At 61.0% G+C, this 26361-nt stretch carries 24 protein-coding genes and 1 pseudogene; 15 read left to right on the top strand and 10 right to left on the bottom strand.

Annotated elements, in window-relative coordinates:
* Positions 1–6 precede the first annotated feature (6 nt).
* The 3 genes from ATY77_RS02460 to ATY77_RS02450 all read right to left on the bottom strand — a co-directional run bounded on the left by ATY77_RS02460 (position 7) and on the right by ATY77_RS02450 (position 4136).
* The gene (locus ATY77_RS02460) at positions 7–1779 is read right to left on the bottom strand and encodes an SLC13 family permease (protein ID WP_088685922.1); all 1773 of its coding nucleotides are present in this window, start codon (positions 1777–1779) and stop codon (positions 7–9) included.
* A 126-nt stretch (positions 1780–1905) separates the two neighbouring features.
* Positions 1906–3198, bottom strand: coding sequence for a mechanosensitive ion channel domain-containing protein (locus ATY77_RS02455; protein ID WP_088686243.1), 1293 nt, complete (start codon positions 3196–3198; stop codon positions 1906–1908).
* A 134-nt stretch (positions 3199–3332) separates the two neighbouring features.
* A complete protein-coding gene (locus ATY77_RS02450; RefSeq protein WP_088685921.1) occupies positions 3333–4136 on the bottom strand; it encodes a potassium channel family protein in 804 nt (267 codons plus the stop codon).
* 207 nt (positions 4137–4343) lie between these two features.
* Here ATY77_RS02450 and ATY77_RS02445 point away from each other — a divergent pair, with 207 nt between their 5' ends.
* Positions 4344–5240: a GGDEF domain-containing protein gene (locus ATY77_RS02445; RefSeq protein WP_088686242.1), complete on the top strand. Its 897-nt coding sequence runs from the start codon at positions 4344–4346 to the stop codon at positions 5238–5240.
* Between the two features lie 240 nt (positions 5241–5480).
* Here the strand turns inward: ATY77_RS02445 and ATY77_RS02440 are convergent, their stop codons facing one another.
* A complete protein-coding gene (locus tag ATY77_RS02440) occupies positions 5481–5978 on the bottom strand; it encodes a DUF5086 family protein (RefSeq protein WP_245314270.1) in 498 nt (165 codons plus the stop codon).
* Positions 5979–6375: 397 nt separating this feature from the next.
* On the opposite strand from ATY77_RS02440, the gene ATY77_RS02435 reads away from it, so the two are divergent.
* The 4 genes and pseudogenes from ATY77_RS02435 (at position 6376) to ATY77_RS02420 (ending at position 9049) form a co-directional block, all read left to right on the top strand.
* The gene (locus ATY77_RS02435) at positions 6376–7563 is read left to right on the top strand and encodes a hypothetical protein (RefSeq protein WP_088685919.1); all 1188 of its coding nucleotides are present in this window, start codon (positions 6376–6378) and stop codon (positions 7561–7563) included.
* Between the two features lie 152 nt (positions 7564–7715).
* Positions 7716–8339, top strand: coding sequence for a hypothetical protein (locus ATY77_RS02430; RefSeq protein WP_088685918.1), 624 nt, complete (start codon positions 7716–7718; stop codon positions 8337–8339).
* Between the two features lie 93 nt (positions 8340–8432).
* Positions 8433–8718: pseudogene (locus ATY77_RS02425) on the top strand (type II toxin-antitoxin system RelE/ParE family toxin).
* Between the two features lie 13 nt (positions 8719–8731).
* The gene (locus ATY77_RS02420; protein ID WP_088675824.1) at positions 8732–9049 is read left to right on the top strand and encodes a HigA family addiction module antitoxin; all 318 of its coding nucleotides are present in this window, start codon (positions 8732–8734) and stop codon (positions 9047–9049) included.
* Between the two features lie 116 nt (positions 9050–9165).
* Here the strand turns inward: ATY77_RS02420 and ATY77_RS02415 are convergent, their stop codons facing one another.
* Together ATY77_RS02415 and ATY77_RS02410 are read right to left on the bottom strand one after the other, a co-directional pair.
* Entirely contained in the window at positions 9166–11349 is a 2184-nt protein-coding gene (locus ATY77_RS02415; protein WP_088685917.1) for a DUF1217 domain-containing protein, read from the bottom strand.
* Positions 11350–11598: 249 nt separating this feature from the next.
* Positions 11599–12246 carry a TetR/AcrR family transcriptional regulator gene (locus ATY77_RS02410; protein WP_088685916.1) on the bottom strand — a complete coding sequence of 216 codons (648 nt, stop codon included), beginning with the start codon at positions 12244–12246 and terminating at the stop codon, positions 11599–11601.
* 164 nt (positions 12247–12410) lie between these two features.
* Here ATY77_RS02410 and ATY77_RS02405 point away from each other — a divergent pair, with 164 nt between their 5' ends.
* The 8 genes from ATY77_RS02405 to ATY77_RS02370 all read left to right on the top strand — a co-directional run bounded on the left by ATY77_RS02405 (position 12411) and on the right by ATY77_RS02370 (position 20371).
* Positions 12411–13277, top strand: a complete 867-nt coding sequence (locus ATY77_RS02405) for an EF-hand domain-containing protein (protein ID WP_088685915.1) — start codon at positions 12411–12413, stop codon at positions 13275–13277.
* A gap of 324 nt (positions 13278–13601) precedes the next feature.
* Positions 13602–14894, top strand: coding sequence for a flagellar hook protein FlgE (locus tag ATY77_RS02400; RefSeq protein ID WP_088685914.1), 1293 nt, complete (start codon positions 13602–13604; stop codon positions 14892–14894).
* Between the two features lie 13 nt (positions 14895–14907).
* Positions 14908–16368: a flagellar hook-associated protein FlgK gene (gene flgK, locus ATY77_RS02395; protein ID WP_088685913.1), complete on the top strand. Its 1461-nt coding sequence runs from the start codon at positions 14908–14910 to the stop codon at positions 16366–16368.
* Between the two features lie 2 nt (positions 16369–16370).
* Positions 16371–17417 carry a flagellar hook-associated family protein gene (locus tag ATY77_RS02390; RefSeq protein ID WP_088685912.1) on the top strand — a complete coding sequence of 349 codons (1047 nt, stop codon included), beginning with the start codon at positions 16371–16373 and terminating at the stop codon, positions 17415–17417.
* Positions 17418–17427: 10 nt separating this feature from the next.
* The gene (locus tag ATY77_RS02385; RefSeq protein WP_088675817.1) at positions 17428–17802 is read left to right on the top strand and encodes a hypothetical protein; all 375 of its coding nucleotides are present in this window, start codon (positions 17428–17430) and stop codon (positions 17800–17802) included.
* Positions 17803–17956: 154 nt separating this feature from the next.
* Positions 17957–18850, top strand: a complete 894-nt coding sequence (locus ATY77_RS02380; RefSeq protein WP_088685911.1) for a DUF6502 family protein — start codon at positions 17957–17959, stop codon at positions 18848–18850.
* Entirely contained in the window at positions 18847–19893 is a 1047-nt protein-coding gene (locus tag ATY77_RS02375) for a DUF5666 domain-containing protein (RefSeq protein ID WP_088685910.1), read from the top strand. The genes ATY77_RS02380 and ATY77_RS02375 overlap by 4 nt, the downstream gene beginning before the upstream one ends.
* Positions 19894–20122: 229 nt before the next feature.
* Positions 20123–20371, top strand: a complete 249-nt coding sequence (locus ATY77_RS02370; protein ID WP_088685909.1) for a hypothetical protein — start codon at positions 20123–20125, stop codon at positions 20369–20371.
* Between the two features lie 60 nt (positions 20372–20431).
* Here ATY77_RS02370 and ATY77_RS02365 read toward each other — a convergent pair whose 3' ends face one another.
* Positions 20432–20680: a type II toxin-antitoxin system VapB family antitoxin gene (locus tag ATY77_RS02365; protein ID WP_088685908.1), complete on the bottom strand. Its 249-nt coding sequence runs from the start codon at positions 20678–20680 to the stop codon at positions 20432–20434.
* 192 nt (positions 20681–20872) lie between these two features.
* On the opposite strand from ATY77_RS02365, the gene ATY77_RS02360 reads away from it, so the two are divergent.
* Both ATY77_RS02360 and ATY77_RS02355 read left to right on the top strand, forming a co-directional pair.
* The gene (locus ATY77_RS02360) at positions 20873–22690 is read left to right on the top strand and encodes a HAMP domain-containing methyl-accepting chemotaxis protein (RefSeq protein WP_088685907.1); all 1818 of its coding nucleotides are present in this window, start codon (positions 20873–20875) and stop codon (positions 22688–22690) included.
* Positions 22691–22835: 145 nt separating this feature from the next.
* A complete protein-coding gene (locus tag ATY77_RS02355; protein ID WP_088685906.1) occupies positions 22836–23231 on the top strand; it encodes a DUF4112 domain-containing protein in 396 nt (131 codons plus the stop codon).
* A gap of 52 nt (positions 23232–23283) precedes the next feature.
* Here ATY77_RS02355 and ATY77_RS02350 read toward each other — a convergent pair whose 3' ends face one another.
* The 3 genes from ATY77_RS02350 to ATY77_RS02340 all read right to left on the bottom strand — a co-directional run bounded on the left by ATY77_RS02350 (position 23284) and on the right by ATY77_RS02340 (position 26350).
* Positions 23284–24321, bottom strand: a complete 1038-nt coding sequence (locus tag ATY77_RS02350) for a Gfo/Idh/MocA family oxidoreductase (RefSeq protein WP_088685905.1) — start codon at positions 24319–24321, stop codon at positions 23284–23286.
* Positions 24322–24476: 155 nt separating this feature from the next.
* Positions 24477–25262: a ThuA domain-containing protein gene (locus tag ATY77_RS02345; protein WP_088685904.1), complete on the bottom strand. Its 786-nt coding sequence runs from the start codon at positions 25260–25262 to the stop codon at positions 24477–24479.
* 62 nt (positions 25263–25324) lie between these two features.
* Positions 25325–26350 carry an ABC transporter ATP-binding protein gene (locus tag ATY77_RS02340; RefSeq protein ID WP_088685903.1) on the bottom strand — a complete coding sequence of 342 codons (1026 nt, stop codon included), beginning with the start codon at positions 26348–26350 and terminating at the stop codon, positions 25325–25327.
* Positions 26351–26361: the final 11 nt, after the last annotated feature.

Raw genomic sequence — 26361 nt, 5'->3', positions numbered from 1 at the left:
ACGTTTTTATCGAACCGGCCAGACATAAAGCAGAGCAGGCACGCTGACGAAAATGATCAGCAAGGAAAGGGGCAGACCCAGCCTTGGATAATCGGAAAATTTATAGCCGCCGGGCCCGAATACCAGCGTGTTGCACTGGTGGCCGACGGGAGTCAGAAAGTCGCAGCCGGCGCCGATGGCGACGGCCATCAGGAAGGGTTCGGGCCTGAAACCGAGGTTTGTCGCGAAACTTGCGGCGATCGGGCCCATCACCAGCACGGTCGCGGCATTGTTGAGAAATGGCGTTACCGCCATGGCGGTCACCAGGATCAATGCCAGCGCACCGCATGGCGGCAGACCTGCCGCAGCGCCGCCAAGCCAGCCTGCGATCAGCTCGCTGCCTCCTGATGTGCGCAGCGAATCCGAGACCGGGATCAAGGCTGCGAGCATGACGAGGATCGGGCCATCCACCGCCTTGTAGACATCGGCCAGCGGGATCGCGCGAAACACGACCATTCCGAGCGCGGCGGCAAAGAACGCGACGGGTACGGATGCGATGCCCACGGCCGTCGTCGCCATGGCGAGGGCGAGGATAACGAGCGGGACAAAGGCGCGACGCCGGGTGCCGAGCAAGACTTCACGCTGGGCAAGCGGCAACAGCGCAAAGTCCTGCAGCAAGGCGGTCAGGCTTGTGCGGCTGCCCTGCAGCACGAGCACGTCCCCCGTCGCCAGCGTCAGGCTACCGAGCCTCTCCTTGAGGCGTTCGCCCCCGCGGCTGATGGCCAGGAGATTGACACCACGGGTATAGGAAAGCGCAAGTTCCTTGGCCGACAGGCCCGCAAGCGAGGACTCCTGGCTGACGATCGCTTCCAGAGAAACAATGTCTGCTTGCGGCTGGCCGTTCTCGCGCAGGGGTTTTCCGGAGAGCTGAAGCTTGCCTCCCGATACAAGGCGGTCAATTGCGGCGGAGGGTCCTTCCAACAGGACAATGTCATTCTCCCGCAATCTGAGGTCCGGGAAGGGAGCCATGCGGGTCGCGCCGCGCAGCACGGCGGTGGCGATGACCTCGCCGTCACCTATTTTGAGCAATGCGCTCAACGGCTCCTCCCGCAGGATCGACCCCTCGGGGATCGTCACTTCGCTCGCATAGTTCTTGATTTCGATGGCGTCTTCGATCGAGCTGTTCTGCCTTGTGCGGCTCGGCACCAGCCAGTGGAAGAACAGAAGGAATGCGATGCCGACCACCGTCAGGATGGCGCCCACGGGGGTAAAGTCGAACATGGTGAAGGAAGATCCCGTCAGCTCCTCCCTCAGCCGCGATACGACAATGTTCGGCGAAGTCCCGATCTGGGTCATCAGCCCGCCAAGCAAGGCGGCGAATGCCATCGGCATCAAGTATCTCGATGGCGATACGCCTGACTTTTTCGCAAACTGGAAAGCGACCGGCATCATGATTGCCAGCGCACCGATGTTCTTGATGAAGGCGGAAAGCACGGCCACCACCACCATCAGAAGCGCGAGTTGGGTGTGCAGCGTGTTGAGGTTCGGGAAAAATTTCTTGATCGCCGTATCGACGATGCCGGACCGCGCGACGCCCGCGCTGACGATGAGGGCACTGCCGACGATGATGACGATATCGTCGGCAAATCCGGAGAACGCCTTGTTTGGCGGCACGATGCCGATGGCGACCGCGATGACCAGGGCGCAGCAGGCGACGATATCGTAGCGAAACCGGTCCCAGATGAACACCGCCATCATGACCGCGATGACGGAGAAGGCGAATATCTGTTGTGTCGTCATGGGGTTCCACAAAATAAGGCTGAAATGTCACGAACAGGCAGGCGATACAGAGACGCCGCTGCAAACGAAGCGGAGATCGGCAAGTTCCCAGATGCGATTCTCATCGGCAAGTGTTGGAGCAACAGATCAGTCCGGTTGTTTGATCTCGACAGGGCTCTTCAGGATGATTTCATGATGTGGGAACGGGATCGATATCCCGGCTTTCTTGAAGGCGTCCCACAGCGCCATCAGAACCTGGCCGCGAACGTTGGTCAGCCCGTTCGCCGGATCCGAAATCCAGAAGCGAAGCCGAAAGTCGAGCGACGAAGCGCCAAAGCCGGTCAGCCAGCAGACGGGTGGGTTGTACTGGTTTTCGACCCGGGCCACGGTTGACGCTGTCGCTATGGCGATCTTGGCGACCTGATGCGGATCGCTGTCATAGGAGGTCCCGAAGTCGACGTCGATACGGACGAAATCGCTGGAGAACGACCAGTTGACGACCTGCTGCGATATGAACTGTTCATTCGGAATGAGGTATTCCTTGCCATCTCTGGTGATCACGGAAACGAAGCGCGAGCGCAGATCACGGATCGAGCCGAATGTGTCGCCGAGTGTGATCGTGTCACCCGGCTTTATCGACTTGTCGAGCAAGATGATGATGCCGGAGATGAAGTTCGATACCACTTTTTGAAGGCCGAAGCCTATTCCGACGCCGACCGCGCCTGAGAAAACGGTGAGCGCCGTAAGGTCGACGCCCGTCGCCGACAAAGCGATGGCTCCCGCGATCATGATCAGGCTGATCTTGATGAATTTGCTGATCAGAACCTTGATGGAAGGCGACAGGTCGGCCGACCGCTGGACCGAATTGGAAAGCACATTTCCGACGAGAACGGCGATCCAGATCAAGGCTATCGCCAGGACCACGACTTTGAGCACAAGCAAAAGCGAGAATCGCACCGCGCCCAGATTGATCGCGAGCCCGTCGAGAGCAGACAGAGCCGGTCCATCGAGGCCGACTGCATAAAGAGCGATGTAGCTCCAGCTGGCGATGGCGACGGCCCGTGACAGGGTTGGATTGCGGATGATCTTGGTCAGGACTGATATGACGAACCATGCGGCCGCCAGCGTCAGAGCGGTGGAGACCAGCCAGCGTTGCGAGGGCCAGGCGCTCATGCTCAGCACGACATTGGCGAGCCACAGCCAGGCCACCAGGAAAAGCCACATAAGCCGGCGCATAAGAGCAATGATAACCCGAAGCAGGTCAGGATTGCCCTTGATCAGGCGCGCTCTTGCTTCCATCGCAGGCTCGGTGCGTGAGGCAAGGAAGGACGCAAAACCGTAGCCGGCCGCGATGATCGCGAGCTGATAGAACGTCCATTCGTTCAGGACGAATGTCGTCAGCCACCGCTCGGCGATCTCGGTCATCTGCTTGATATTCATGATGATGATCCGATGAATGTCAGCTGGATAAAGCGATCGCATGAGTTTAGTTCATTTGGAAGCAACACGCATCGCCATTCCTCCGAAGACTGAATGATCCTCAAGATCTCGGCCGCCGGACGCCAACAGGCCGGTCAGTCATCGAAGTCAGGGATGTTCAGCAGCTCGCCGCAAGCCTTGCAATGCACCGCGTCCACATCATGCCTCTGGAGCCCGCATTTGGGGCAGGGGAAGTTGACCTTGTGCGGGCGCACCACCGCCTGCGCAAGACGGACGAAAAGCGAAATGCCGACAATCATCGTCACCACCGAGGTCAGCTTTCCAAGCGTTCCCGGCAGGGTAATGTCTCCGAACCCGGTCGTCGTGATGGTCGCCACCGTGAAATAAAGGGCATCGACGAAACCCTCTCCACCCGGCCTGCCGTAAAAGAAACCGGTATACACAAAGCCGGTGACCAGAAAGAGAAAGACCAGGAAGTTGAGGCAGGCGCGCACGACATCCTGATACCGGATGCAGCCGGCGCGGCGCAGGCCTTCGCGCAGCAAAGGGCTCTTGCCGATTGCCCAGATCCGCATAGCGCGGAGGAAGGCAAAATTGAACAGCAAGTCCGGGAATAGGAGCGTCGCCAAAATGATGAGGTCCACCCACGTCATCAGCCGCCGCAGGAAGCTGGCGGGGCGGTCGGCGGCAAGCGCCCGCGCCGCCAGCTCGCAGCCGATCCAGGCAGCGATGGCATAATCGATGACCAGATAGGAGGGGCCGCTCCTGAAATAGGGGCCGAGAATGAAGAACACCAGGATGCCGACATCGATCGACGCCAGCAGCGCCTGCCACCGCAGCGCCCAGCGGTCCCGGCCACGCTCTATACGGCGAATGGTGGTCCTGAGACGGGCAAGCCTTCTGGGCAACGAGCGGTGCGGGCGACGAGGCAGATCCATCCCGGGGCAGATATGAGCCGATCGGCAGCGGTCAAGAACGCCGGAACGGCGCCTTCATCGTTTTCCCCTGCCGATGTTTCGCGGGCCTGCCCCGGCGCGCGCGTCACGCAGTGGATATAGCCAGCTGGGAGGCGGCTTTTGCCCGAAAGGTCTTTTCTCCCGGAATCCGCGCGATATGATGCCAACGGCAACCAGGCGGGGGTCGATATGGACGAGATCGTCGAACAGCTTCTGCAGCTCTCTGCGAATACCTCGACGCTCATGGCGGTCTATGATGCCGATGACCGGCTGCGATATGCCAACAGGGCGTTCCGTTCGGCCTATTTCATCCAACCTGACGAGAGCCCGCTTTGGCCGGATCTGATGCGGCGGAATTTCGAGCTCGGACGGGGCACGGTCATTCACGCGAGCAATTTCGAGGAGTGGCTGCGCTCGACGCAGTCCCGCCGGGGCAAGATCGGCTACAGGGCATTCGAAACCGACCTGGCGGACGGCCGCTGGCTCTGGATGACCGAGGCTGTCCAGAAGAGCGGCTGGATGCTGTGTGTCGCAAGCGATATCACCAGCCTGCGCGCCGAGGAGCGAAGCGTCCGGCAGGACCGGGACCTGGCTATCAAGGCTTCTCAAACCGATGAGCTGACCGGAGTTGCCAACAGGCGCTTCGTCATGGCGCGGATAGAGGACATGCTTGTCGCCGCCGGAGACGGCGGCCTGGGATGCCTGGCCGTGTTCGACATCGACAATTTCAAGCACATCAACGATAGGCTCGGCCATCACGCCGGCGATCTCGTGCTGCGCGACTTCGCGCAGCGAATCCACCAGCATGTTCGGCGCACCGACTGCTTCGGGCGCGTGGGAGGAGAGGAATTCGTTCTGGCGATGCCTGGAACCTCTGTGGAAGACGCCGTCGAGATCATCGAACGCATGCTGATGATGGTCCGGTTTTCCCGCCCGCTGACGGAATCGCCCGATTTTTCCTACACCTGCTCGGCCGGGGTTGCCGCCTGCCTGACGGCAGACAGCGCGCCCGAACTCTATCGACGCGCCGACCAGGCGCTCTATGCCGCCAAGCTCAGCGGCCGTGATCGGGTCCGCGCTGCTTGACGGTCGACGCAAAGACGGATTGAGAAGAACGCAGTAACGTGTTGAACTGCCGCGCAGTTTTCTCGTTGAGCGGTTTTCGGTTTAAGGAATTTTACAGCAGCGTCTTCTGGAGTTCTGAAAGTTCCATAAGCTATCTTATGCCACAAAAGCAATTTATAGTTGAATATCTCTCCGCTTCACGCCTTTTCAGGGCTGCACCCTCATATCCCAGCAGCATGGACGAACGCTATCATCTCCCCCTCAGTCGGAACCGGCATTCTTCAGGCAACTGAGGATCGTCTTATCGCAAACAGGCGTTTCGGCGCGTATCGCCGGATCATTCAGCCATCGGCGATACGTCCCGAGAAACTCGACATCCTTGTAGGCGTAGGTCTTCGCCTTCCGTTTGATCCGGCTAGCCTCCAGAGCCTGCGGCGTGACCACGAGATGATGGGCCAGTTCCTTGAAGACCCAGGGGTCGGTGCCTTTCTTCTTCTCGAGGACGCGCAGGTGAAGATACGGATCGTCGGCGCGGCCGGTGATTTTATAGACGTCGGCCCACCTAACGGTGGAGGACGACACCGACAGGACGACGGTCTCCGTCAGTTGCTGAGCATGCGCCGAGGCGCCCGTCAAAGCGAAACCGAAAATAAAACAGCCGAAAAGACGCATAAATCCCCCTGCTCCTCCTATGGCGCATCCCGTGATGGAGAATATTGCCAGGGCCTGCGGCGGTTTCGTGGTCATTGAGCCGATCACAAGTCCCGCTCTTCCGGCCGGATCCCCGCACATCTGCTTCCATTCTCAATCGAAAGGCGAAGAATCGTTAACTTCGCCTAAACCAGATCGATGGGTAAGGGCGGGCCGCCCAGCCGGGCGCGGTCCAAACGACGGCAGGGCGATTGATTCCGAATTGGAAATCTTTATGCAAAAGGTTGCAAGATTCGCGGAGATATACGAATGAGACGCCGCCCTCCCCGCGGCCGCACGATAGTTCTTCTGCCTGAGCTTTCAGCTCTCAAAATCCGTCGTCCCGCAATCACGCCAACAGGATGATGCCGCAGCACACGGCCCTTGTTCGTGCCGTCTCGCAGCCTCTTCGACCAAGGGCAAAGAGAGCTGCTTCTCACATCCATTTCTCCAAAAGGACCTTTCGATGAAACATATACGCAATCTCCAGCTGATGACGGCAAGCGCTGCATTCCTGACGCTTGCCGGCCCGGCCTTCGCCCTGGACGGCGAGGACATGATGAAGAAGTTCAATGCAGCCACCAGCGCCGGCGGCACGGTCATCACCTTCGAAAAAGCCGAAGTCGACGGCGACACGGTCAAGGCATCGGGCGTCAAGGTCGGATTTGCAAGCCTGCCCGGCGACAAGCTCGATATCGGCGACGTCACCTTCGAGGGCGTAAAGGAGACCGACGGCGGCGGTTACTACGCCAAATCGGTCGCCTTCCCTGACGTCGACATGAAGCAGGAGGAAGGCCATTTTTCCGCAAAGGACATCCTGATCCAGGGCCTCACCATCCCCGCCCATGCCGGGGGCGCGACGCTCGACGACATGATGCTCTATGAGGTCGTCAGCACCGGCCCGATCGCCCTCAACATCAAGGGCAAGGACGTCCTCTCGATCGAAAGCACCGAGTCCGATCTCGGGCGCGAGAATAACGGCTTCACCTACGACGCCAATGTCACCGGTCTGAAGATCGACCTGTCCGAGGTTGAGGATCCCGCTTCGAAAGACGCGATCGAGAAGCTGGGACTGACGACGCTCGACGGCGCCGTGACGATGAAGGGCAGCTGGGAGGCCGAGAGCGGCAAGATCGCGGTCGACGAATATGCCTTCGACTTCAAGAATGTCGGCCGGCTGAACCTCGCCGTCGATATCTCCGGCTATACGCTCGATTTCATCAAGACGCTGCAGGAAGCGTTGAAGACGGCCGAAGCCAACCCGAACAAGGAAGAGGCAAACCAGGCGATGGGCCTCGCCATGATGGGCATGATGCAGCAGCTGACGTTCAACAGCGCCGAACTGCGCTTCGACGACGCTTCCATCACCAAGAAGGCGCTCGACTATGCGGGTTCGCAGCAGGGCGTGACAGGCGACGAACTCGCGCAGTCGCTGAAGGGCCTCGTGCCCGTCATGCTGGCCCAGCTCAACCTGCCGGAACTGCAGAACCAGATCTCCGCCGCCGTCAACGCCTATCTCGACGGCCCGAAGAGCCTGACGATCAGCGCCGCGCCGGAAAAGCCGGTGCCCTTCCCGATGATCGTCGGAGCGGCCATGGGCGCGCCGAACACGATTCCCACGGTGCTCGGCGTCAAGGTGACGGCGAACGACTAACGTCTTCGTAGGACCGCCCAAACCTCTGGTGGGGCCGCGTGTCTGCAAAGACCCGCGGCCCTTTGACATTTGCGTTCCGCGCATGGGTTTGACATCAACTCGCAGGCTCGGCGCCCATTGCAGCGATCGGAGCAGCGCCATAAAACAGAGGCATGAACCGGATCGAGACGCTGCCGCCTGCCTTCGAACGCTTCGAAATGATGATGGGCGTGCTTGACTTCGCCATCTTCGAGAATGCGACGGGCGATCGGGAGAACATGCTTTTCGCCATTCCGCAGGCGTTGCGTCACTTCGAGAAGTTCGATGCGGAAAAGCTTCGGCAGCTCGGAGGCAGGCCGATATCCGAAAAAGCGTTTTTCGGCGACTGGTACGACTTCGACCGTGGGCATTTGCTGAAGCTCGGCCGCTATAAGACCGCCGCCGGCCCGGAGCTGGAGAATCCGCAGCTGAGCTCACTCGACGATATCAGGATCATGTCGGGGAGCAGCTCTTGCCCGGAGCCCGGAAGCGGCGGCCAGTTCGCCTACGCTTTTTCCAACCCGCCCTACCCGCTTGCGGCCAGACCGGGCGAGATGCAGGCGATGTTCGAGGAGATCAGGGATTTCATCCTGCCGCCGGGCCGGAACAGCGAGATTATCGACTGGTCCAACCCGCACCTTCCTGAGGTTTCGGATTATTTCGACGCGGGCGCCGAATGGTGGGGCATCTTCCTGTTCGCCATCTTCATACCGTCGATGCGCCGGCTGACGATCGTTGCGGGATCGACCACGGACTGAATGTCGCTCTTGCCGGACACGTCCGCAAATACCGTCCATGAAAATAGATTGTACGATTGACGTACAACATAAAAACCTGATAAAACAGTTTCAATGATACTGGGCTTCCGGGACAAAAGAACTGAAGCGTTCGCAGGCGGCGAATTCACCCGCACGTTTCAGGGATTCGAGAAACAGGCCTATAAACGGCTGGAAATCCTGGCCGCTGCTACGAACCTCAACGACCTGCGCGGCCTTCCCAGCAATCGCCTGGAGGCACTGAGAGGCGATCGAGCTGGACAGTACAGTATCCGCATCAACGACCAATGGCGGATTTGCTTTGAATGGCCTCAGGACGCCCAGGGGGCCTTCAAACGTTGAAATCGTGGACTATCACTAAAGGAGGATAAGCCATGGCAAGACCACCGATACATCCCGGCGAGGTCCTCGCGGACGAATTGGACGAACTTGGGTTCAGCGCCAACCAGCTTGCGCAGCAGATCAAGGTGCCGGCAAACCGCATCAGCGAGATCATTCGCGGCCGGCGCGGAATCACGGGCGATACCGCCCTGCGCCTGGGTCACTGGTTCCAGACCAGCCCCGAGTTCTGGCTAAACCTGCAGACGGCCTACGATTTGCGTGTGGCAGAGCAGGCAGCCGGTGAGGAGATCAATACCCTGCCGGTCCGGCCGCAGCAATCGACTGATGCCGCGCAGCAGCCTGTCATGTAGAACAGGCCGACACGGCCGCAGCAGCTGGACGGCGGCATTAACGCGCCATCATACTCGACGCATTAGCAAGCGGAACTGAAGCGCAAACGCCACAGACCTTCGATCGAAAGCTCCCCTCACCCGCTTTTCAGCTGCGCCACGGCAAGCAGCGTATCGGCGCTGATCGATGCCGAGCCGGTCAGGATGGAAAGTGCGGTCGAGGTGGTGCCGGTGCCATTGGCCATGTCGTACATGGCGGTAAAGCGCTTGATCAGGTCGTCCACCTTATCGGGGTCCGACAGGTCCTCGATGTCGATGAAGTTCTCGATCATCTCTGCCTGCTTGTCGACGTCCATGTTCGAGACATAACTCGAGAGATTGAAGCTCGTGGTGAAGAATTCGAAGAGCGCGCTGTCGCCCAGAATGTCGTAGGCGCTGGAGATCTCCGGCGCCTTGCGTTCGAAGTAGAGCGCGAGGCGCACGCCGGTATTGCTGTCGCCCTGATCGTCTTCGAGCGTCAGGCGCACATAGGCGTCGACCGTTTCCAGCACATCGCCGCGCTGCTGCACCGTGCCGGTCGGATCGGCTGAAATATTGCCGTCCTGATCGAAATTGAACGCGCCGACCAGTTCGGCGAAACGATTGTCGTCCAGCTTGTTGACGTAGCTGTCTTCGTCGTCGAGATCGGAGGCAAACATCTTCTCCAACTCGTCCGAGGTCACTTCCTCAGGGTCCAGCCCCTTGGCCTCGAGCGCGAAGGCGACCAGCCGGTCGTCGGCCAGGAATTCGCTGGCCGATGTGATCGTCGCCATCTGATCGCGGAAATAGGTGATTTCCTCGTCGGCGGCATCGGTCGCATCGGTCAGCTCCTCGCCTTCGAGATAGCGGATCTTGTTCTGCTTGTAGTAGGCGGCATAGTCGTCGACGACGGATTCCGACATGGCCTGCAGCGGAACGCTCACCTCGCCCCCGCTGTCGAAATTGAATGCCTTGCGAAAGGCGACAAGCCTGTCGTCATCGAGGCTGTTGACGTAGCTCTTGGCGTCCGAGGGATCGCTTTCGAGAATCTTGCGGACTTCGCTTTTCGAAACCTCGGTGGAAGCCAGGCCATAGGCGCGCAGCGCCATCTCCCACAGTTCCGGCAGATCGTCGTTGTCGTCGTCGTCATCATCGGCGTTCGATACCAGGAAATCGTCGATCGAGGTGACGCTGGCAATGCGCGTCGTATAGTTGTCGACGGCGTCCTCCGTATCGGTGTTGGCGATCAGCGCCTGATAGTTTTCGTCGAAGGCTGCCGTGGTCGCGGCTGTCTGTTCCGATGTCTGGGCGGTATCGCCATCGGCAAGCGCGCCCTCCTCATCGAAATTGAAGGCCTCGTGCAGCTCGGACAAGCCGATCGCTCCGGCGACGTCGGCATTCTTCAGCGCTGCGGAGATGTAATTGTCCGGATCGTCGTCGGAAAGGCCATAGGCGGTCCTGAGGTAGGAAACCAGCTTGTCGTCGCTCATCAGCTGATCGACCGAGCTGATGTTTCCGATTTGCGCGGCGAAATAGGTGTCGTAAGCCTCCCCGGTTTCGGTGGAGGCGATCGTCGACGCGGCCACCACATAGCCGCTCGTCGCCAGCGAGATCTGGTCCTCCGACATCACCTCGCCGTCGACCGAGCCGTCCTCGTTGAAATTGAAGGCCTCTGCCAGGCTGAGATAGACATCGTCGTCGAGCTGGTTGACGAAACTGTCGGCATCGTCGAGATCGCTCGTCAGAACGTCCTTGAGGAAGCTGGTCGACGTATAGTCGGTGCTGAGGCCGAAGGCGGTGAGCACATAATTCCTCAGTCTCGAACTCGACAGCAGCTCGTCGACCGAGGTGACCGACGATATATTCTCTTCGAAATATTCCGTCTCGTCCTCGATATTCTCCGCCTCGGCGTCGAAGGATCCCTCATAGGCATCGAGCAGGTTGTCGCGCTGCGCATCCGATTGCGCCGTCTTCGTCTCGCCGGAAAATTTGAAGGCGGCGGCGAACTCGGCATAGCGGCTGTCGCTCAGGCTGTTGGCGAAGCTCGAGGAATTGCTGAGATCGCTCTCCAGCACCTTCTTCATGAAGGCCTTGGCATAGGTCATGTCCTCAAGGCCATAGGCCTTCATGGCGTAGGAATAGAGCTTGTAATCGCTCATGAATTCGTCGACCGTCGTGACCTTGTCGATGTTTTCCTTGTAATAGGCGCTGTCGCGGGCAACCGTGGCCTGGGATGCCACGCTGGAGAGACTGGCGTTCAGATTCCTGGCAACCGCGAGATAGCTTACATAGGTGGAAACCAAGGCCTGTCCCTCTAACCTCTTGTTTTTGCGCAATCGCACTCGTGCCGGTATCGCTCTGCGCGCGACATGGCGCGCGAAAGCCTGCCGGCAGCCGCGGTGAAAATTCGATCTTTGCTGGGATGTCACCGCCGGTCATGGCGATATGCAGCCACGGTCATGCGGCCGAATCAAATTAAAAGAACTATATAGTTCTATAATTCATCCAAAATGGAATTGGAAGCCGAAAGTCGAGGGATCGCTTTCCGTGGTCTACGCAGCCCCGACGCCCGCGGCGAAGATGGCGATGCAGCGGCGCAGATGGGCGAGCAGTTCGGCCCGTTCGGGCCATGCCTGGGCGCGCCCTTCCGGCGGACCCATACCGCCGAAGATCATATCCATCAGCATGCGGGCGCCGCTTGCCGGATCGTCCAGGGTCAGCCTGCCTTCCGCCCGGCGTTCGCTCAGCCAATCGGCAAGATGCTGGCGGCTGGCAAGCATGCCCTCGCGCTGGAGAATATCGATGAGCTCGGGAAACTGCGCGGCTTCGCGGAAGACGAGTTGCAGGAAGCCGGCGCGATCCGCATCCATCTCCTCGTCCATGTCGATCATGAAGATGCGCTCGAGGCTTTCGGCGATCGAAAGATCTTCGGCCGGCCTCGGCAGGTCGAGCATCAGGCGCCGATGCGCCCCGACCACGGCGGCAAACAGCTCTTCCTTGCTCTGGAACAGCTTGTAGAGCGTCTGCTTGGAAACACCTGCCTCGCCGGCAACGACCGCGGTCGTGCTTCCGGCATAACCGTATTTTACGAAAACGCGTCGGGCGATTTCGACGATATGCGTCCGCTTGTCCTCGTCGCTGGAGACTTTCGGCCGGCCTCGCTTGCGCGGCTCGTCTGCGGGCTCGTCGACAATATCCATGGCGATCTAAACCGCGTTTCCGAAGAGCATGCCACCCAGCATGGAAAGCGGACTGCTATTTCTGAGGGATGATTTCTTCGGTTGTGGCATTAGCAATTTCGATTTAGAGAACTCATAAGTTCTGTAATGCGTTGCATCCCCACCCTCTTAGCGATGGAGCGCTTATGACGACCATTTCCGCCGCGACATCAATTTCTTCCTATTCCTACAGCAAGAATTCGACGTCCACAGCCCAGGACATTCTATCCTGTAATACTGTTTCGGCAAAAAAATCAACCACAAGCCAGCGGCTCGGCGACGACGCGACCAACAGCGCCGAGAAGCTCATGTCCCAGCTGATGTCGCTGGCGATGAACGGTCTTGCCGGTCAGTCCGGCTCCAGCGGGGAGCAGGATGGCGGCGAAGGCATGGACGTCGCCGAATTGGACACCGATGGCGACGGCTACGTGAGCAAGGCCGAGTTCGTGGCCGCCAGACCCTCCGACGTGAGCGAGGATCAGGCCGGCACGCTGTTCGACAGCTTCGACAGCGAAGGCACTGGCTCGCTGTCGGTCGATGCGCTCGCCGAAACCATGTCCGCCCAGCGATCGGAGCGGGCCGGTGGGCCACCGCCGCGGGACGGCGATGACGAGCTTGCATCGCGGCTCTCCGAACTCGATACCGATGGCGACGGACTCGTGAGCAAGGCCGAGTTCGTCGCGGGCCGTCCTTCCGATGTGAGCGAGGACCAGGCTGGCACGCTGTTCGACAGCTTCGATACCGAAGGCGCGGGTTCGCTATCGGTCGACGCTCTGACCGAGGCCATGTCCGCTCAATCGTCGGAGCGCCCCGGCGGCCCGCCACCACCGGCTGAGGACGACCAGTCTGCGTCGCTGCTCTCCGATCTTGATACGAACGGAGATGGGCTCGTCTCGTTGGAGGAGTTCATGGCGGGCAGGCCGGATGACGTCACCGAGAGCCAGGCGAGCGAACTTTTCGACCTGCTCGACACATCGAACACCGGTTCACTGTCTGCCCGGTCCACGGGCTGACAGACGATAAGGAGCGTCGCATTTCAGTTACTGGAGAGACTGTAATGCAACGCTCCGACAGCGGCCCGGCAGTCGTGCCGGCAGAGCCGTCGGCCGGGCCGCTTCTTCGCCAGTGATATGTTTGAAATGGTGCACCGTGACAGGCGCACCATGCCAGCGCGCGGATGAGCCGCGGCGCCTATCGCCATCACGGGGTCAGTCCAGACAATCAGATCATCGACCGGTGTGGGCCCTGCCCGGCGCCAGCGATGTCGTGCGCCCGGATCCGGGACCTGGAAACCCCTCGTCACATGGCATGTTCCCAAACCTTTGAAGGATCGAGCCATGAGCATTTTTGGAAGCATGAAAACCGCCGTCTCCGGCATGAGCGCACAGGCAAACCGGCTGAGCACGGTTTCCGACAACATCGCCAATGCGAATACCACCGGCTACAAGGCCGTTTCCACGTCCTTTTCGTCGCTGGTCCTGCCCTCTTCCTCCGGCAACTACAATTCCGGTGGCGTTCAGACATCGGTGCGCCAGGCGATTTCCCAGCAGGGCGACATTTCCTATACGACCTCCGAATACGATCTCGCGATTTCGGGAGACGGTTTCTTCATCGTCGAAGGCGCCGATGGCACGCCGGTGCTGACCCGCGCCGGCGATTTCTCCGTCGATAGCGACGGCAATCTCGTCAACAGCGCCGGCTATACGCTGATGGGATATTCCTATGATTCCGGCGTGCCGGCCGTGGTCGTCAACGGTTTCGACGGGCTGGTGCCGGTCAATGTCGCCCAGTCGGGTTTGAGCGCGATTGCTTCGACCAGCGCCTATTTCAGCGGCAACCTGAATTCCGAAGCGACCGTCGTCACCGATACGACGACGCTGCCGAGCGCCAACACGTCTGCTGTCACCGACGATACGCAGAAGATGTCGCTGGTCGCCTATGACAGCCTCGGCGCCACCGTCCAGTATGATTATTACTTCACCAAGACGGGCGTGACGACGGATGCGAGCGGCGCAGTCACCGGCAGCACCTGGGAAGTCGCGGTCTACCGCAATGCCGATGCGGCGACCGGCGGCACGACGTCCTTCCCCTATTCCTCCAGCGCGGTCAGCGTCGCCACGCTCTCCTTCGACGCCAATGGCCAGCTGACCTCCGCGACCGATACCGACATCGTCGATCCCGTGACGGCAAAGACGATCACCATGGATTATTCCGATTTCACCCAACTTGCCTCGGACTTCTCGGCAACCGGCTCGGCGGACGGTCAGGCCGCAAGTTCGGTGAGCGCGGTGTCGATCGATACCGATGGGGTGGTGTCGGTCTCCTATGCGAACGGCACGACGAAGGCGCTCTACCAGATCCCGCTCGCGAACGTCGCAAGCCCCGACAATCTGACGCTGCTCAGCGGCAACGTCTATACCGCCAACGGCCAGTCCGGCGTCACCGTCACCGGCTTTCCGCAGACGAACGGCCTCGGTTCCATTCAGTCCGGCGCGCTCGAAAGCTCGAATGTCGACCTCGCCGGCGAACTGACGGAGATGATCGAGGCGCAGCGCAGCTACACCGCCAATTCGAAGGTGTTTCAGACCGGCTCCGACATCATGGATGTCCTCGTCAACCTGAAGCGATAGAGGGAGCGCCTGGATGTCGCTCACCTCCGCCTTGAACAGCGTCCAAAATATTTTCAACAATACCGGACAGCAAAGCAGCGTCGTCTCGACCAATATCGCCAATGTCGGAAATTCCGACTATATCAGGCGGGAGGCGTCGATCACGACGTCTCTTTCCGGCGCGCAGGTCGTCAGCATCAGCCGGGCGCAGGAAACTGCGCTGCTGGCCCAATATCTGCAGTCGAATGCCAAAGACAGCGCCCAGCAGACGCTGGTGACCGGCCTCGAAAGCCTGAAGTCGCTGGTAGGCGGCAATGACTACGAGACTTCGCCGAGCACCTATCTCTCGGCATTCCAGGAGGCGCTGCAGACATTCGCGACCTCGCCGAGCAGCACGACATCAGCGCAATCGGCCGTCACCGCTGCGCAGGATCTCGCCAATTCGCTGAATACGGCAAGCGACGGCGTCCAGTCGATCCGGGCTGAGGCGGACGCGGAGATCGCCACGCAGGTCTCCACGCTGAACACGCTGCTGTCGCAGTTCGAGGCGGCCAACAATGCGGTCAAGCTGGCAACGGCGACCGGCACGGATACGTCTTCGGCGCTCGACGAGCGCGAGAAGCTTTTGAAGCAGATCTCCTCGATCGTCGGCGTCAATTCCGTCGTGCGCGACAATAACGACATGGCGCTCTATACCTCCGACGGCACCGTGCTGTTCGAGACCATACCGCGCACCGTCACCTTCGCTTCGACCGCAACTTACGTCGCGGGAACGGAAGGCAATGCCATCTATATCGACGGCGTTGCACTCGATGCCGGCGAAGGATCGACGACGAGCGCCTCCGGCAGCCTGCAGGCGCTGCTGCAGCTTCGCGACGAAATCGCCCCGACATTCCAGGCCCAGCTCGACGAAGTCGCCAAGGCCCTCGTTCAGGTCTTCTCGGAAACCGACGGCACGACCAGCGCGCCCGGGCTTTTCGTCTGGACCACGGCCGCAGGCGCAACCGGGGGAACGCCGTCGTCCACGGACGACACGACCGGGATCGCCTCGACCATCTCGATCAATACAGCCGTCATCACGAGCGAGGGCGGCGATGCGACGAAGCTGCGCGACGGAACGATCAGCGGCATCACCGATCTCAATACATCAGGCGACAGCGGCTTCTCCGACAATCTCGATGCTCTCTACACGGCACTGACGGAACAGCGCTCGTTCTCTTCGGACGCCGGTCTCTCCACCACGCAGAGCCTGACGGACTATGCCAGCGCCTCCATCGGCTGGCTCGAACAATATCGCAGCGACGCGACATCGGCCTCCGAAACCACGGCCGCCGCCCTGTCGCGCTCCGACGAAGCCTATTCCAACGAAACGGGCGTGAACCTCGACGAGGAGCTGACGCTCCTCCTCGATATCGAACAATCCTACAAGGCAGCGACGAAGATCCTGAACGTCATCGACGAGATGTTCCAGTCGCTCCTCGACATAGCGAGCTAGTCATGAAGGCATCATTCGTTTCATCATCGGCGATGCAGAACGTTCTGAGACTCACCATCAGCCAGTCCCAGACCAAGCTGCAGCAGGCCTCGACGGAGGCGACGACCGGAACCTATGCCGATATCGGCGTGTCGCTCGGCGCCGGCGCCGCAAAGTCGATCAATCTCACCAGCGCCATCGACCAGGCGGCCTCGTTCAAGACGAGCAATTCCGTCGTCGCCTTGCGCATGGAAGCATCGCAGACCGCGCTTTCCAGCCTCAAGGATGCCGGCGACAGTCTGGTCTCGAACCTGACCGCGCTCCAGGCGAGCCAGGATACGACGAGCATCGCGGTTGCGCTGCAATCGGCGAGCGCCACGATCGCGCAGCTGACCTCGACGGCGAACACCTCCGTCAACGGCGAGTTCCTGTTCGGCGGAACGAACCTCGACAGCCAGCCGCTGAGCGATCAATCCTCGGCGGTCTCGGATGCGATCGTCACGGCGCTCGGCGATTACGCAACCAGTCTCGGCAAGGACGTCAACGAGCTGACCGGCGAGGAAATCGGCACGTTCATCACCGACACGGTCGAGCCGATGTTCTCCGAAAGCGCCTGGACCGACGCTTCGGCAGGCTGGTCGACCGCCTCCAGCACCGACATGACCAGCCGGATCAGCGGATCGGAAACCATCACCTCGTCGACCAATGCCAATTCCGAAGGCATGCGTTATCTGGCACTTGCCTCCGTCGTCGTCTCCGCCCTCTTCGGCCAGGATTTGAGTTCCGACGCGCAGAGCACCGTCGCATCCAAGGCAATTGCCTATGCCGCGCAGGCGACGTCAGGCATCGTGACGCAGCAAAGCCAGCTCGGCCTGTCGCAGGAACGGCTCGAAAAGGCAAATGACGCGCTCGACGCCCAGTCGAGCCTGCTTCAGGGCAAGCTCGTCGATCTCCAGGGCGTCGATACCTACGAGGCCTCGACGCTCGTCAACCAGCTGCAGACGCAGCTGGAGACCGCCTACACGCTCGTCTCGAAACTCCAGAGCCTCAGCCTGGTCAACTATCTCTGACGGATTGAAGATGCGGGAATTCAAGCGGCTGCAAATACCGGCCTTATCGAAAGAACCCAATATGACATGCTCCGAAATCGTCGCCGAGGCCGCCTTCGCGCTTGCCTCCGGCATCATCGATACGATCCCCTTCGTCGGCTGCAAACTCGACGAGCAGCAGGCGCAGGCATGGCCGCGATCGGGCGTCTTCACCGATGACGGCGTCGAGATGACGGGAACGCCGCCCGAGATATTCGAGCTTTGCGAACTGCTGGCAGCCCATATTGAGAAGGGCACGGCCTTCGACGTCTTCGAGGTTTTCCACAAGATTGCGCGCATCGACAGGCTGATCGACTGGAGCCACGGCGCTGTGCTTTCACCCGAGCCGCATCCGGTAACGCATTGACAGAACACCTGAAATATCTTCCCAATGGCGGCGTGTCCGCGGCCACGCCGCCGGGAAGCGTGGCATAGGCCGGCCTTGCATGCCGCCCCTCCGTTGCGGCAGTCTGGACTTTGCCATAGGGAGACTGAGGGCGACTGCCGAAGGTCCGCCGGCAATGGTCTTTCAGAGACCGAGTGTGTTCTTGATGTCGAAGCCGCGCGCAAAGCTACCCTTCTCCGAAGAGACCTTGCAGGCCATGCTGGTGCGCGTGCTGCGCCCAATGGTGAGGCTCGCTCTCGCCTCCGGCTTCAACTTCACCGCCTTTTCGGCCGTGCTTCGCCGCCTCTACATCGAGGTCGCGGAGAAGGAATTCGCGCTGCCGAACAAGCAGCAGACGGACAGCCGCATCTCGCTTCTGACCGGCGTCCACCGCAAGGACGTCAACCGGCTGCGCGGACAGGCGCTCGACCCATCCTTCCTGACCGTCGGCGTTTCGCAGACGAGCCGCATCCTTGCCCGATGGCTTGCCGACCCGCTCTATTGCGATGCCGAGGACAGGCCGACCCCCTTGCCCCGGACCTCCAGCGACGGCGGCCCGTCATTCGAGAGCCTGGTGACCGACATCACCAAGGACGTGCATCCGCGCTCCATCCTCGACGATTGGCTGGACCGGGGCATCGTCGTTCTCGATGAGGACGGCCGGGTCAAGCTCGACCTCTCGTCGATCGTTCCGAATGCCGGCGACGACGCCCGCCGGCATTATTTCACCCGCAACCTTCGCGACCATGTGCAGGCTTCAGTCATGAACCTGATGCACGAGCCTCCTCCCTATTTCGAACGCGCGGTTCACTATGACGGCATGTCCGCAGCACTTGCGGCCCGGCTCGACGAGCTTGCGCGCCAGGAAAGCATGGCCCTGCTCCTGAAGCTCAACAAGATCGCCCATCAGGCGATCAAGGACGATGCCGGCGGCAGCAGCCGCTGGATCGCGGGGCTCTACGTCATGACCGAGGAAAACGAAACGGCCCCTGCGCCAGAAACCGCGTCCAGGACGGAGACCGGCGAATGAGCGCGTCGGTGATCTCGAGAAGGCAGTTTCTGCTGGGCGGCATAGCGCTTCTGGTCCTCGGGCCGAAGCTTGCCGCCGCGCAGCCGACCGGCACCAGCGATCATGGCATCGGCGGGTCCGGCCTTTCCATCGGAGGCGGGGAAAACGAAGATCACGGGATTGGCGGAACGGGTATCGTCGGAACCATCCAGGGTTTTGGCAGCATCATCGTCAACAACATCCACATTCCCTTCAGCGCGGCGACGCCGATCGAGATCGACGGACGGCGCGTTCGCGCGAGCGCGATGAAGGTCGGTCATGTCGCCAGGGTGCTGCTGACGGGAAAACGCGCCGCCCGCATCACGATCGTCAGCGAGGTCCAGGGCCGCATCGACCGGATGGACAAGAGCGGCCTCGTCATACTGGGACAGAAGATCGACACGACCGACATCGCCACGAAGGGCCTGCGGAAAGGCAAACGGGTCGCGGTATTCGGAATCCGCAAACCGGATGGCACGATCCTCGCACGGCGCATCGAGCCCCGCTCCGTTTCCGACGGCGCCCATGTCCGCGGCATCCCTTTCAAAAGCGGCACCCGCACCCTGATCGGTGGCTTTTCGCTTGGAAGCACGCATGGATATCTGGCCGGCAAACAGACACTCGTGCGCCTCAAGGCAGTCGCCGACCGTTTGGTCATCACGCGCGTACAGGCCGAACCCATCGTGCCGGGCCTGAAACGCGGCATCATCAATGTCGAGACCTTCCGGCCGACCGACAGAGGCGCGGCCGGCTCGGGACCGGGCCCGTCGTCGCCCGACGGTCATGGCTTCGTCGATATCGGCGTGCGGGATTCGAGCAGAATGACCGGCTTTCCCGGACGTGGTCCCGATGGATTCGGTTCCCGCCCGCCGCGCGGCCCCTGGGATGGGCCGCGGCCCGACCACTCGCCTTTCGGCAGAGGCGGGCCGGGCGGAGATTTTCCGGGTCCGGACAGACGAGGCCCGCCACCTGGCTCCGACGGCCCACCGGGGCCGCCGCCCGACGGTTTTCCAGGCCCGCACTAAACTGCGATCCGCCAGGTTGACAAATGGGAAATTTTCCCATTTTATAGATCTTGCGATTCTCGTTTGAGTCATCTCAAGAGGGAATTGCCGATTGGCTAACGGGTCCGCCCCACACCCGCTAGCCAATCGTCTGATTTCAAATCGTTTATTGTCAAAACCGCGTTCCGAATAATTGCAGCGGAGGCCCTGCCCAATCGCGCGCCATCCGACCCGTCCAAAGGAAACAGAATTGCTTTTGCTGGAACGCGAACCCGACACATCAAACGAGATGGACGAACCGGCTGTCGTCGCAACCTGGGAAAACCGCGCGCAGATCATCGAAATCATGGGCAGCGCCCTTCAGATGAGCCAGGAATTCCAAGATCTCTGGAATAGCAGCGGCGAGACCGGCCGCCTCAGCCAGGACGACACGGACAGATTGGTCGAGCTGCTGCGAGAGATCAGCGACCTCAATGAAGTGCTGATGCGACTGGCTTGAGTCTGGCAATCGGATGTAGAACCTTTTCAGCGGTTCCGAAACAACGTCGCTATCAAGAAATCAACGGTCGATACCCTTGTGACCCTGCCGGCCCTCCTTGATGACGGCTTCCAGGTCGATATCCCTCCCGCCTTGCTGTGAAAAACTGGCATAAAAGGACGCCGCCGGCTCGCGGCAGGCTTCACGTATTTCATAAAATTCGAGAGCCCGCTCGACGATATCGACAATCGAACGATTTTCACGCCGTGCGAGCCGGCGTGCAAGATCGCGCGCCTTTGCGCTTCGTATGGAAAGTCGAGCTTCGGCCATGCTGATCTCCTATACGGATCCCGCACTCTCGAATAACCCCAATTTTGGACGGGCGCCAGAGCTCCCTGAATAGGAAAGCCTAATTCCTACCCTCCAAAGAATTAACCATATCTCAGTTTTCTTGCGAAATAATGCCGTACGTAGATCAGGCCGTCTCGAAGCAGAGACGCCAAAAGTTATTTGGAGACAGTCTTGGCATTTACTATTGCGCGCAGTCTGGTGGCCTTCGGTGTCGCCGTTTCAACAGGTCTTTTCATCTCGATCGGATTGCAGCAATCGGCGCTCGAAAGGCTGAAGGTCAACGGACCGGTTTACGAGCAGGTCGTCTACGGCAAGGATCTCATCGCCGATATTCTGCCGCCGCCGCTCTTCGTGGTCGAGTCCTACATGCTCTCCTTCGAAGCGAGCAAGTTTCCCGAACTCACCGAGACCAACCTGGCGAAGATCGCCAATCTGAAGGCCGCCTACGATGATCGCCGCGCCTATTGGAAGACCACCCGGCTGCCGCAGGCCTTGAAGGACGAGCTTGAGAATGACGTGCTGGCCAAGGGCGATACGTTCTGGGACGTGATGAACCGCGAGATCATCCCGGCGCTCAATGCAAAGGATGAAGACAAGGCGCACGGCGCGATCGAGCAGCTGCGCATCGCCTTCCATAAGCACCAGGATGCGGTCGAGAAGCTCGTTGCCAATTCCGACGCCTTCCTGAAGGGCGAGGAAAAGAACGCAGCGTCGGAAATCGTCACCTGGACGATCTATGCGGGTGCGGCCGGCTTCGGCTCCTTCGCCCTGCTGCTGGTCGGGCTCTATCTCCTGCGTCGCCGGGCTATCGTGCCGCTCGACGGCATGAAGGCCTATATGGGCAATCTTGCCGAGGGCGATTTTTCGACCGACGTTCCCTATGCCAACCGTTCCGACGAGATCGGCGCCATGTCCAAGGCGGTGGCGGTCTTCCGCCGCAATGCGCTGGAACGCCAGGATGCGCAGAAGCGCGAGACGGCGCTTCGCGATGCCGAATTCGAACGCGAACGCAGCCAGATGGCCGAAAAGGCGGCAGAGCAGCAGACACGCGAAACGGTCATCGATCAGCTGACATACGGCCTGGATCAGCTGTCGCACGGTAATCTCGATTGCCGGATCCAGACACCCTTCGCCGCCGCCTACGAGGCCTTGCGCGCAAAATTCAACGACAGCATGAAGGCGCTTTCCGCCTCGATGGCCGAAATCGCCCATACCTCCCGGCAGGTCGGCAATTCCTCGACCGGCATCACCAATGCGGCCGACAGCCTCGCCTCGCGCACGGAGCAGCAGGCCGCGATGCTCGAAGAGGCCACCGCCGCGCTGAAGGAGATGAACGTCAAGACCAAGGATGCCTCGCATCATGCCGGCAGGGCAACCGGGCTGATGGCCGAGACCCGCAGCAGCGCCGAACACTCCGCCGCCGTCGTCCGCGATGCGATCGCCGCCATGGAAAGGATCGAGGGCTCGTCCGCCCAGATCGGCGAGATCGTCAACGTCATCGACGAAATCGCCTTCCAGACCAATCTTCTGGCGCTGAATGCCGGCGTCGAAGCCGCGCGGGCCGGCGAGGCCGGCAAGGGTTTTGCCGTCGTCGCGCAGGAAGTGCGCGAGCTCGCCCTGCGCTCGGCCAACGCCGCCAAGGAGATCAGGGCGCTGATCTCCACCTCATCGACCCAGGTGTCCACCGGCGTGGAGCTCGTCAACCGCACCGGCAAGGCGCTTCTGGAAATCGAAGGCCAGGTCGAACAGGTCTCCGGCCTGATCGCCCGCATCGTTTCCGTCTCCTCCGAGCAAGCCGTGGCGATCGGCGAAATCAACACCTCGGTCAGCGCGCTCGACGAGGTCACCCAACGCAACGCCGCCATGGCCGTGGAAACCGTCTCGGCCTGCCGCGCGCTGGGCGGCCAGACGCAGACGCTGGAGGGCGTGGTCGGCCGTTTTCAGATCGATGCGCCGGCCGGCGGGACACGACCGCAGAGAGCGGCCTGACGCCCAGCAACCTCGAGGATCGACGCCGCGGACGAACCTTATCGGGCGTGCCGCGTTTCACGGCAATGGAAAGTCATTGTCGTAACATCGCACGGTCGCTGCGCCAGGATCTGCCGCAGCGATCTGCGGCGCTGCAAGGGTTCTGATGCCAAGGTCGACCAGCACGAAACGCCTCACCTCGACCGAGCGTGACAGGATCCAGCGCGCCGCGCGCATCGCCCGGCTCATGGATACCGCCGTTCGTCTGCCCGTCCTCGGCGTGAGGATCGGCGCGGATTCGGTGCTCGGCCTCCTTCCCGGCGTTGGTGACATCGCCACATCGCTCATCGGGCTTTACATCCTCAATGAGGCGCGCCGCCTCGGGGTTCCTAACCACAAGCTCGCACGCATGGCCGTCAATCTCGGCATCGATGCGGCCGGCGGGACGGTTCCGCTGGTCGGCGATCTTTTCGACGTCTATTTCAAATCGCATCGCCGCAATGTCGGCATCATCCTCGACCATTTCGGCATCAGCGAAGACGAGCTGAATCGGAGAGCCTGAGAAGCCGCTTCGCCGCCGGCCTCCGAAGAGACCATGCGGCTGTGCTCCTCGCTTAAAGTTCCGCCAATGCGCCGGCCGTCTTCACGGCATGATCGAGAACGAATTGCAGCTTGGCGGCGTGGGCAAAACCCGGCTCATCCAGCTGTCCCTTCTGCACGGCATTTGCAAATCGCTCAAAATTGGTGATGACCGGTTCGACCTCGATCTTGCGCCAGACCGCCTTGTCGGCATCGGCGCCTTCGCAGGCCCTCAGCGTCGAACCTTCAGGCGTATGCACCACCTCGAGCGCGCCCTTGTCTCCATGCAGGCGCAGGCGCAATTCGTTGAGATGGCCGGTCGCCCAACGCGTCGCATGGATGACGCCGGCCGCACCATTTTCGAGTTCGGCCATCATCAGGAAACTGTCGTTCGCGTCGAGATCATACTCGCCGATGCGGTTCCCGGGGCTCTTGTCGAACACCTTGAGATGCGATGCCGCCGCCTTGACCTCGCTTCCGGCGGCAAACACCGCGAAGTCGAGGATGTGGATACCGACATCGCCCAGCACGCCATTGGAGCCGTGCTTCGTCGACAGCCGCCAGAGCCACTGCGATTCCTTGGTCCAGTCACCCCAGGCCTTCGAGACCAGCCAGCTCTGGAGATAGGAGGCTTCGAAGTGGCGGATGGCGCCGAGGCGGCCATCCAGCACCATCTTGCGGGCTGCCTGCAGCGGCGCCACATTGCGATAGGTCAGGTTTACCATCGTGACCTTGCCGGATGCCGCCGCGGCGTCAGCCATCTCCTTGGCCTCGCGGTAGTTGACCGCCAGCGGCTTCTCGCAGAGCACATGCTTGCCGGCGGCGAGGATCCTCATCGTCGTCGAATAGTGCGCGCGATCCGGCGTCACATTGGTCACGGCGTCGAACTCTCCCCAGGCAAGGGCGTCGTCGAGCGACGTGAAAGTCAGCGGGATAGAATGCCGGAGCGCGAAGGCCCGCAGCCGGACCTCGTCCGTGTCGACGGCGGCAACGATCTTGACGCCGGCGATTTCCGAGAAATTCATGGCATGGGTATTTGCCCATCCTCCGGTTCCGAGAATGATCAAGCGCATTTTTGTCCTCATGGTCCTATTGTTCGCAGCAAAATCGATGGTCTTTCACAAGCGCCGAACGGCGGTGCCAAATGGAAAGATCGGCGCCGACTGTCAGCGCCGTTCTTCCCTGGCCGGCCGCATGCGTCCGCGCCGAAGCAAGCCGTGTCAGTTCTTTAGCGGTAACCGGCTTCGCCGGCCTGGTGCAGTCTCGGGCCGCGTTCGACGATCGGCTCCAGCGCCTTTTCTACCGGCACATTTGGTGCGTCGGTAATGCTCGTCAACGCGCCCTCAGGGTTATAGGCCCATTTGACGCCATTGATCAGCACCTTCTGGACGGTGGCGTCGTGATAGGTCGGATAGGTCTCGTGGCCGGGGCGGAAGTAGAAGATGTTGCCGGCCCCGCGCCGCCAGGTCAGGCCCGAGCGGAACACTTCGCCGCCCTGAAACCAGGAGATGAACACCGTTTCCAGCGGCTCCGGCACCGAGAACTGCTCGCCATACATTTCCTCGTTCTCAAGCTCGAAATGCTCGCCGATGCCGGCGGCGATCGGGTGGCGCGGATTGATCGTCCACAGCCGCTCGCGCTCGCCCGCCTCGCGCCATTTCAGCGCGCAGGGCGTGCCCATCAGCCGCTTGAAGATCTTGGAGAAATGGCCGGAATGCAGCACCAGCAGGCCCATGCCCTCCCAGACCCGCTTGGCGACACGCTCGACCACGACGTCGGAGACGGCGCCATGATCCTTGTGGCCCCACCAGGTCAGCACGTCGGTCTCGGCAAGCCTGGCTTCGCTCAGCCCATGCTCCGGTTCCTGCAGCGTTGCCGTCGTCGCCGAGATGGCGGGATCGGCATTCAGCGCATTGGCGATCGTCGTGTGCATGCCCTCGGGATAGATGCCGCGGACGATCTCATTGATATTTTCGTGGATGTTTTCACCCCACACAACGGTGCGAATGGTCACGTCGTTTTCTCCTTGTCGTTAAAGCGGATCGTGTCTTGGGAGGAACATCGATCCTGGGAAGGTCAGGCAGCCTGCATAGATTGACGCTCGAGCGCCCGGCCCGAACGGTCGAAACGGTGGACATGGCCGGCAAGCGGGGCGAGGCCGAGCATCTGGCCCGGCTCGTGACGGGAGACGCCCGCCTCGCGCACGATGAGCGGCTCGGCCGTTCCGATATCCACATAGACGAAGCTGTCGGAGCCGAGGATTTCCGAATGGACGACCGTGCCGCTCCAAACCGGCGACTCGGGCGCGATGCGAACGTGCTCCGCGCGCACGCCGATCGTATGGCAGCCATAAGGCTGCGCCAGTTCGGCCGACAGGAAATTCATTTTCGGCGAACCGATGAAGCCGGCCACGAAAAGCGAATTGGGGCTTTCATAAAGTTCCAGCGGCGTGCCGATCTGCTCGACAACGCCGTCTCTCAACACACAAATCCGGTCCGCCAGCGTCATGGCCTCGACCTGATCATGCGTCACATAAATCATCGTCGTATTGTGCATGCTGCGATGAAGCTTGGCGATTTCGAGCCTCGTTGCCACGCGAAGCGCCGCATCGAGATTGGACAGCGGCTCGTCGAAGAGAAAGACCTTGGGGTCGCGGACGATCGCCCGGCCGATCGCGACGCGCTGGCGCTGCCCGCCGGAAAGCTGCCGCGGCAGGCGCTCCAGGTAGGATGAAAGCTGCAGCATGCCGGCCGCCTGTTCCACGCGCTTCCGGCATTCGTCCTTGCTGCGTCCCGACAGTTTCATGCCGAACGCCATATTGTCGAAAACCGTCATATGCGGATAGAGCGCATAGGACTGGAACACCATGGCGATCCCCCTCTTCGAGGGCGCGTGCCGGTTCACCATCACGTTGTCGAAGGCGAGCGTCCCCGACGTAATGTCCTCGAGGCCGGAGATGAGCCTGAGCAGCGTGGACTTGCCGCATCCCGACGGCCCCACGAATACCATGAACTCGCCGCGGCGGATGTCCATCGTCACACCCTTGATCACCTCGAAAGCGCCGAAGCTCTTGCGGATGTTCTCCAGTCGGATCTCTGCCATGTGCTACTCCC

The sequence above is a fragment of the Rhizobium sp. R634 genome, from assembly GCF_002211305.1.
Lineage (GTDB): Bacteria > Pseudomonadota > Alphaproteobacteria > Rhizobiales > Rhizobiaceae > Rhizobium.
Note: the sequence above shows the minus strand (reverse complement) of the source record. Positions and strands in the feature narration are given on the sequence as shown.

What these genes read in the sequence shown, in the direction of transcription:
- ATY77_RS02460 (WP_088685922.1), bottom strand. Translation starts at nt 1,779, where the DNA reads ATGACGACACAACAGATATTCGCCTTCTCCGTCATCGCGGTCATGATG.
- ATY77_RS02455 (WP_088686243.1), bottom strand. Translation starts at nt 3,198, where the DNA reads ATGAATATCAAGCAGATGACCGAGATCGCCGAGCGGTGGCTGACGACA.
- ATY77_RS02450 (WP_088685921.1), bottom strand. Translation starts at nt 4,136, where the DNA reads ATGGATCTGCCTCGTCGCCCGCACCGCTCGTTGCCCAGAAGGCTTGCC.
- ATY77_RS02445 (WP_088686242.1), top strand. Translation starts at nt 4,344, where the DNA reads ATGGACGAGATCGTCGAACAGCTTCTGCAGCTCTCTGCGAATACCTCG.
- ATY77_RS02435 (WP_088685919.1), top strand. Translation starts at nt 6,376, where the DNA reads ATGAAACATATACGCAATCTCCAGCTGATGACGGCAAGCGCTGCATTC.
- ATY77_RS02430 (WP_088685918.1), top strand. Translation starts at nt 7,716, where the DNA reads ATGAACCGGATCGAGACGCTGCCGCCTGCCTTCGAACGCTTCGAAATG.
- ATY77_RS02420 (WP_088675824.1), top strand. Translation starts at nt 8,732, where the DNA reads ATGGCAAGACCACCGATACATCCCGGCGAGGTCCTCGCGGACGAATTG.
- ATY77_RS02410 (WP_088685916.1), bottom strand. Translation starts at nt 12,246, where the DNA reads ATGGATATTGTCGACGAGCCCGCAGACGAGCCGCGCAAGCGAGGCCGG.
- ATY77_RS02405 (WP_088685915.1), top strand. Translation starts at nt 12,411, where the DNA reads ATGACGACCATTTCCGCCGCGACATCAATTTCTTCCTATTCCTACAGC.
- ATY77_RS02400 (WP_088685914.1), top strand. Translation starts at nt 13,602, where the DNA reads ATGAGCATTTTTGGAAGCATGAAAACCGCCGTCTCCGGCATGAGCGCA.
- flgK (WP_088685913.1), top strand. Translation starts at nt 14,908, where the DNA reads ATGTCGCTCACCTCCGCCTTGAACAGCGTCCAAAATATTTTCAACAAT.
- ATY77_RS02390 (WP_088685912.1), top strand. Translation starts at nt 16,371, where the DNA reads ATGAAGGCATCATTCGTTTCATCATCGGCGATGCAGAACGTTCTGAGA.
- ATY77_RS02385 (WP_088675817.1), top strand. Translation starts at nt 17,428, where the DNA reads ATGCGGGAATTCAAGCGGCTGCAAATACCGGCCTTATCGAAAGAACCC.
- ATY77_RS02380 (WP_088685911.1), top strand. Translation starts at nt 17,957, where the DNA reads ATGGTCTTTCAGAGACCGAGTGTGTTCTTGATGTCGAAGCCGCGCGCA.
- ATY77_RS02375 (WP_088685910.1), top strand. Translation starts at nt 18,847, where the DNA reads ATGAGCGCGTCGGTGATCTCGAGAAGGCAGTTTCTGCTGGGCGGCATA.
- ATY77_RS02365 (WP_088685908.1), bottom strand. Translation starts at nt 20,680, where the DNA reads ATGGCCGAAGCTCGACTTTCCATACGAAGCGCAAAGGCGCGCGATCTT.
- ATY77_RS02355 (WP_088685906.1), top strand. Translation starts at nt 22,836, where the DNA reads ATGCCAAGGTCGACCAGCACGAAACGCCTCACCTCGACCGAGCGTGAC.
- ATY77_RS02350 (WP_088685905.1), bottom strand. Translation starts at nt 24,321, where the DNA reads ATGCGCTTGATCATTCTCGGAACCGGAGGATGGGCAAATACCCATGCC.
- ATY77_RS02340 (WP_088685903.1), bottom strand. Translation starts at nt 26,350, where the DNA reads ATGGCAGAGATCCGACTGGAGAACATCCGCAAGAGCTTCGGCGCTTTC.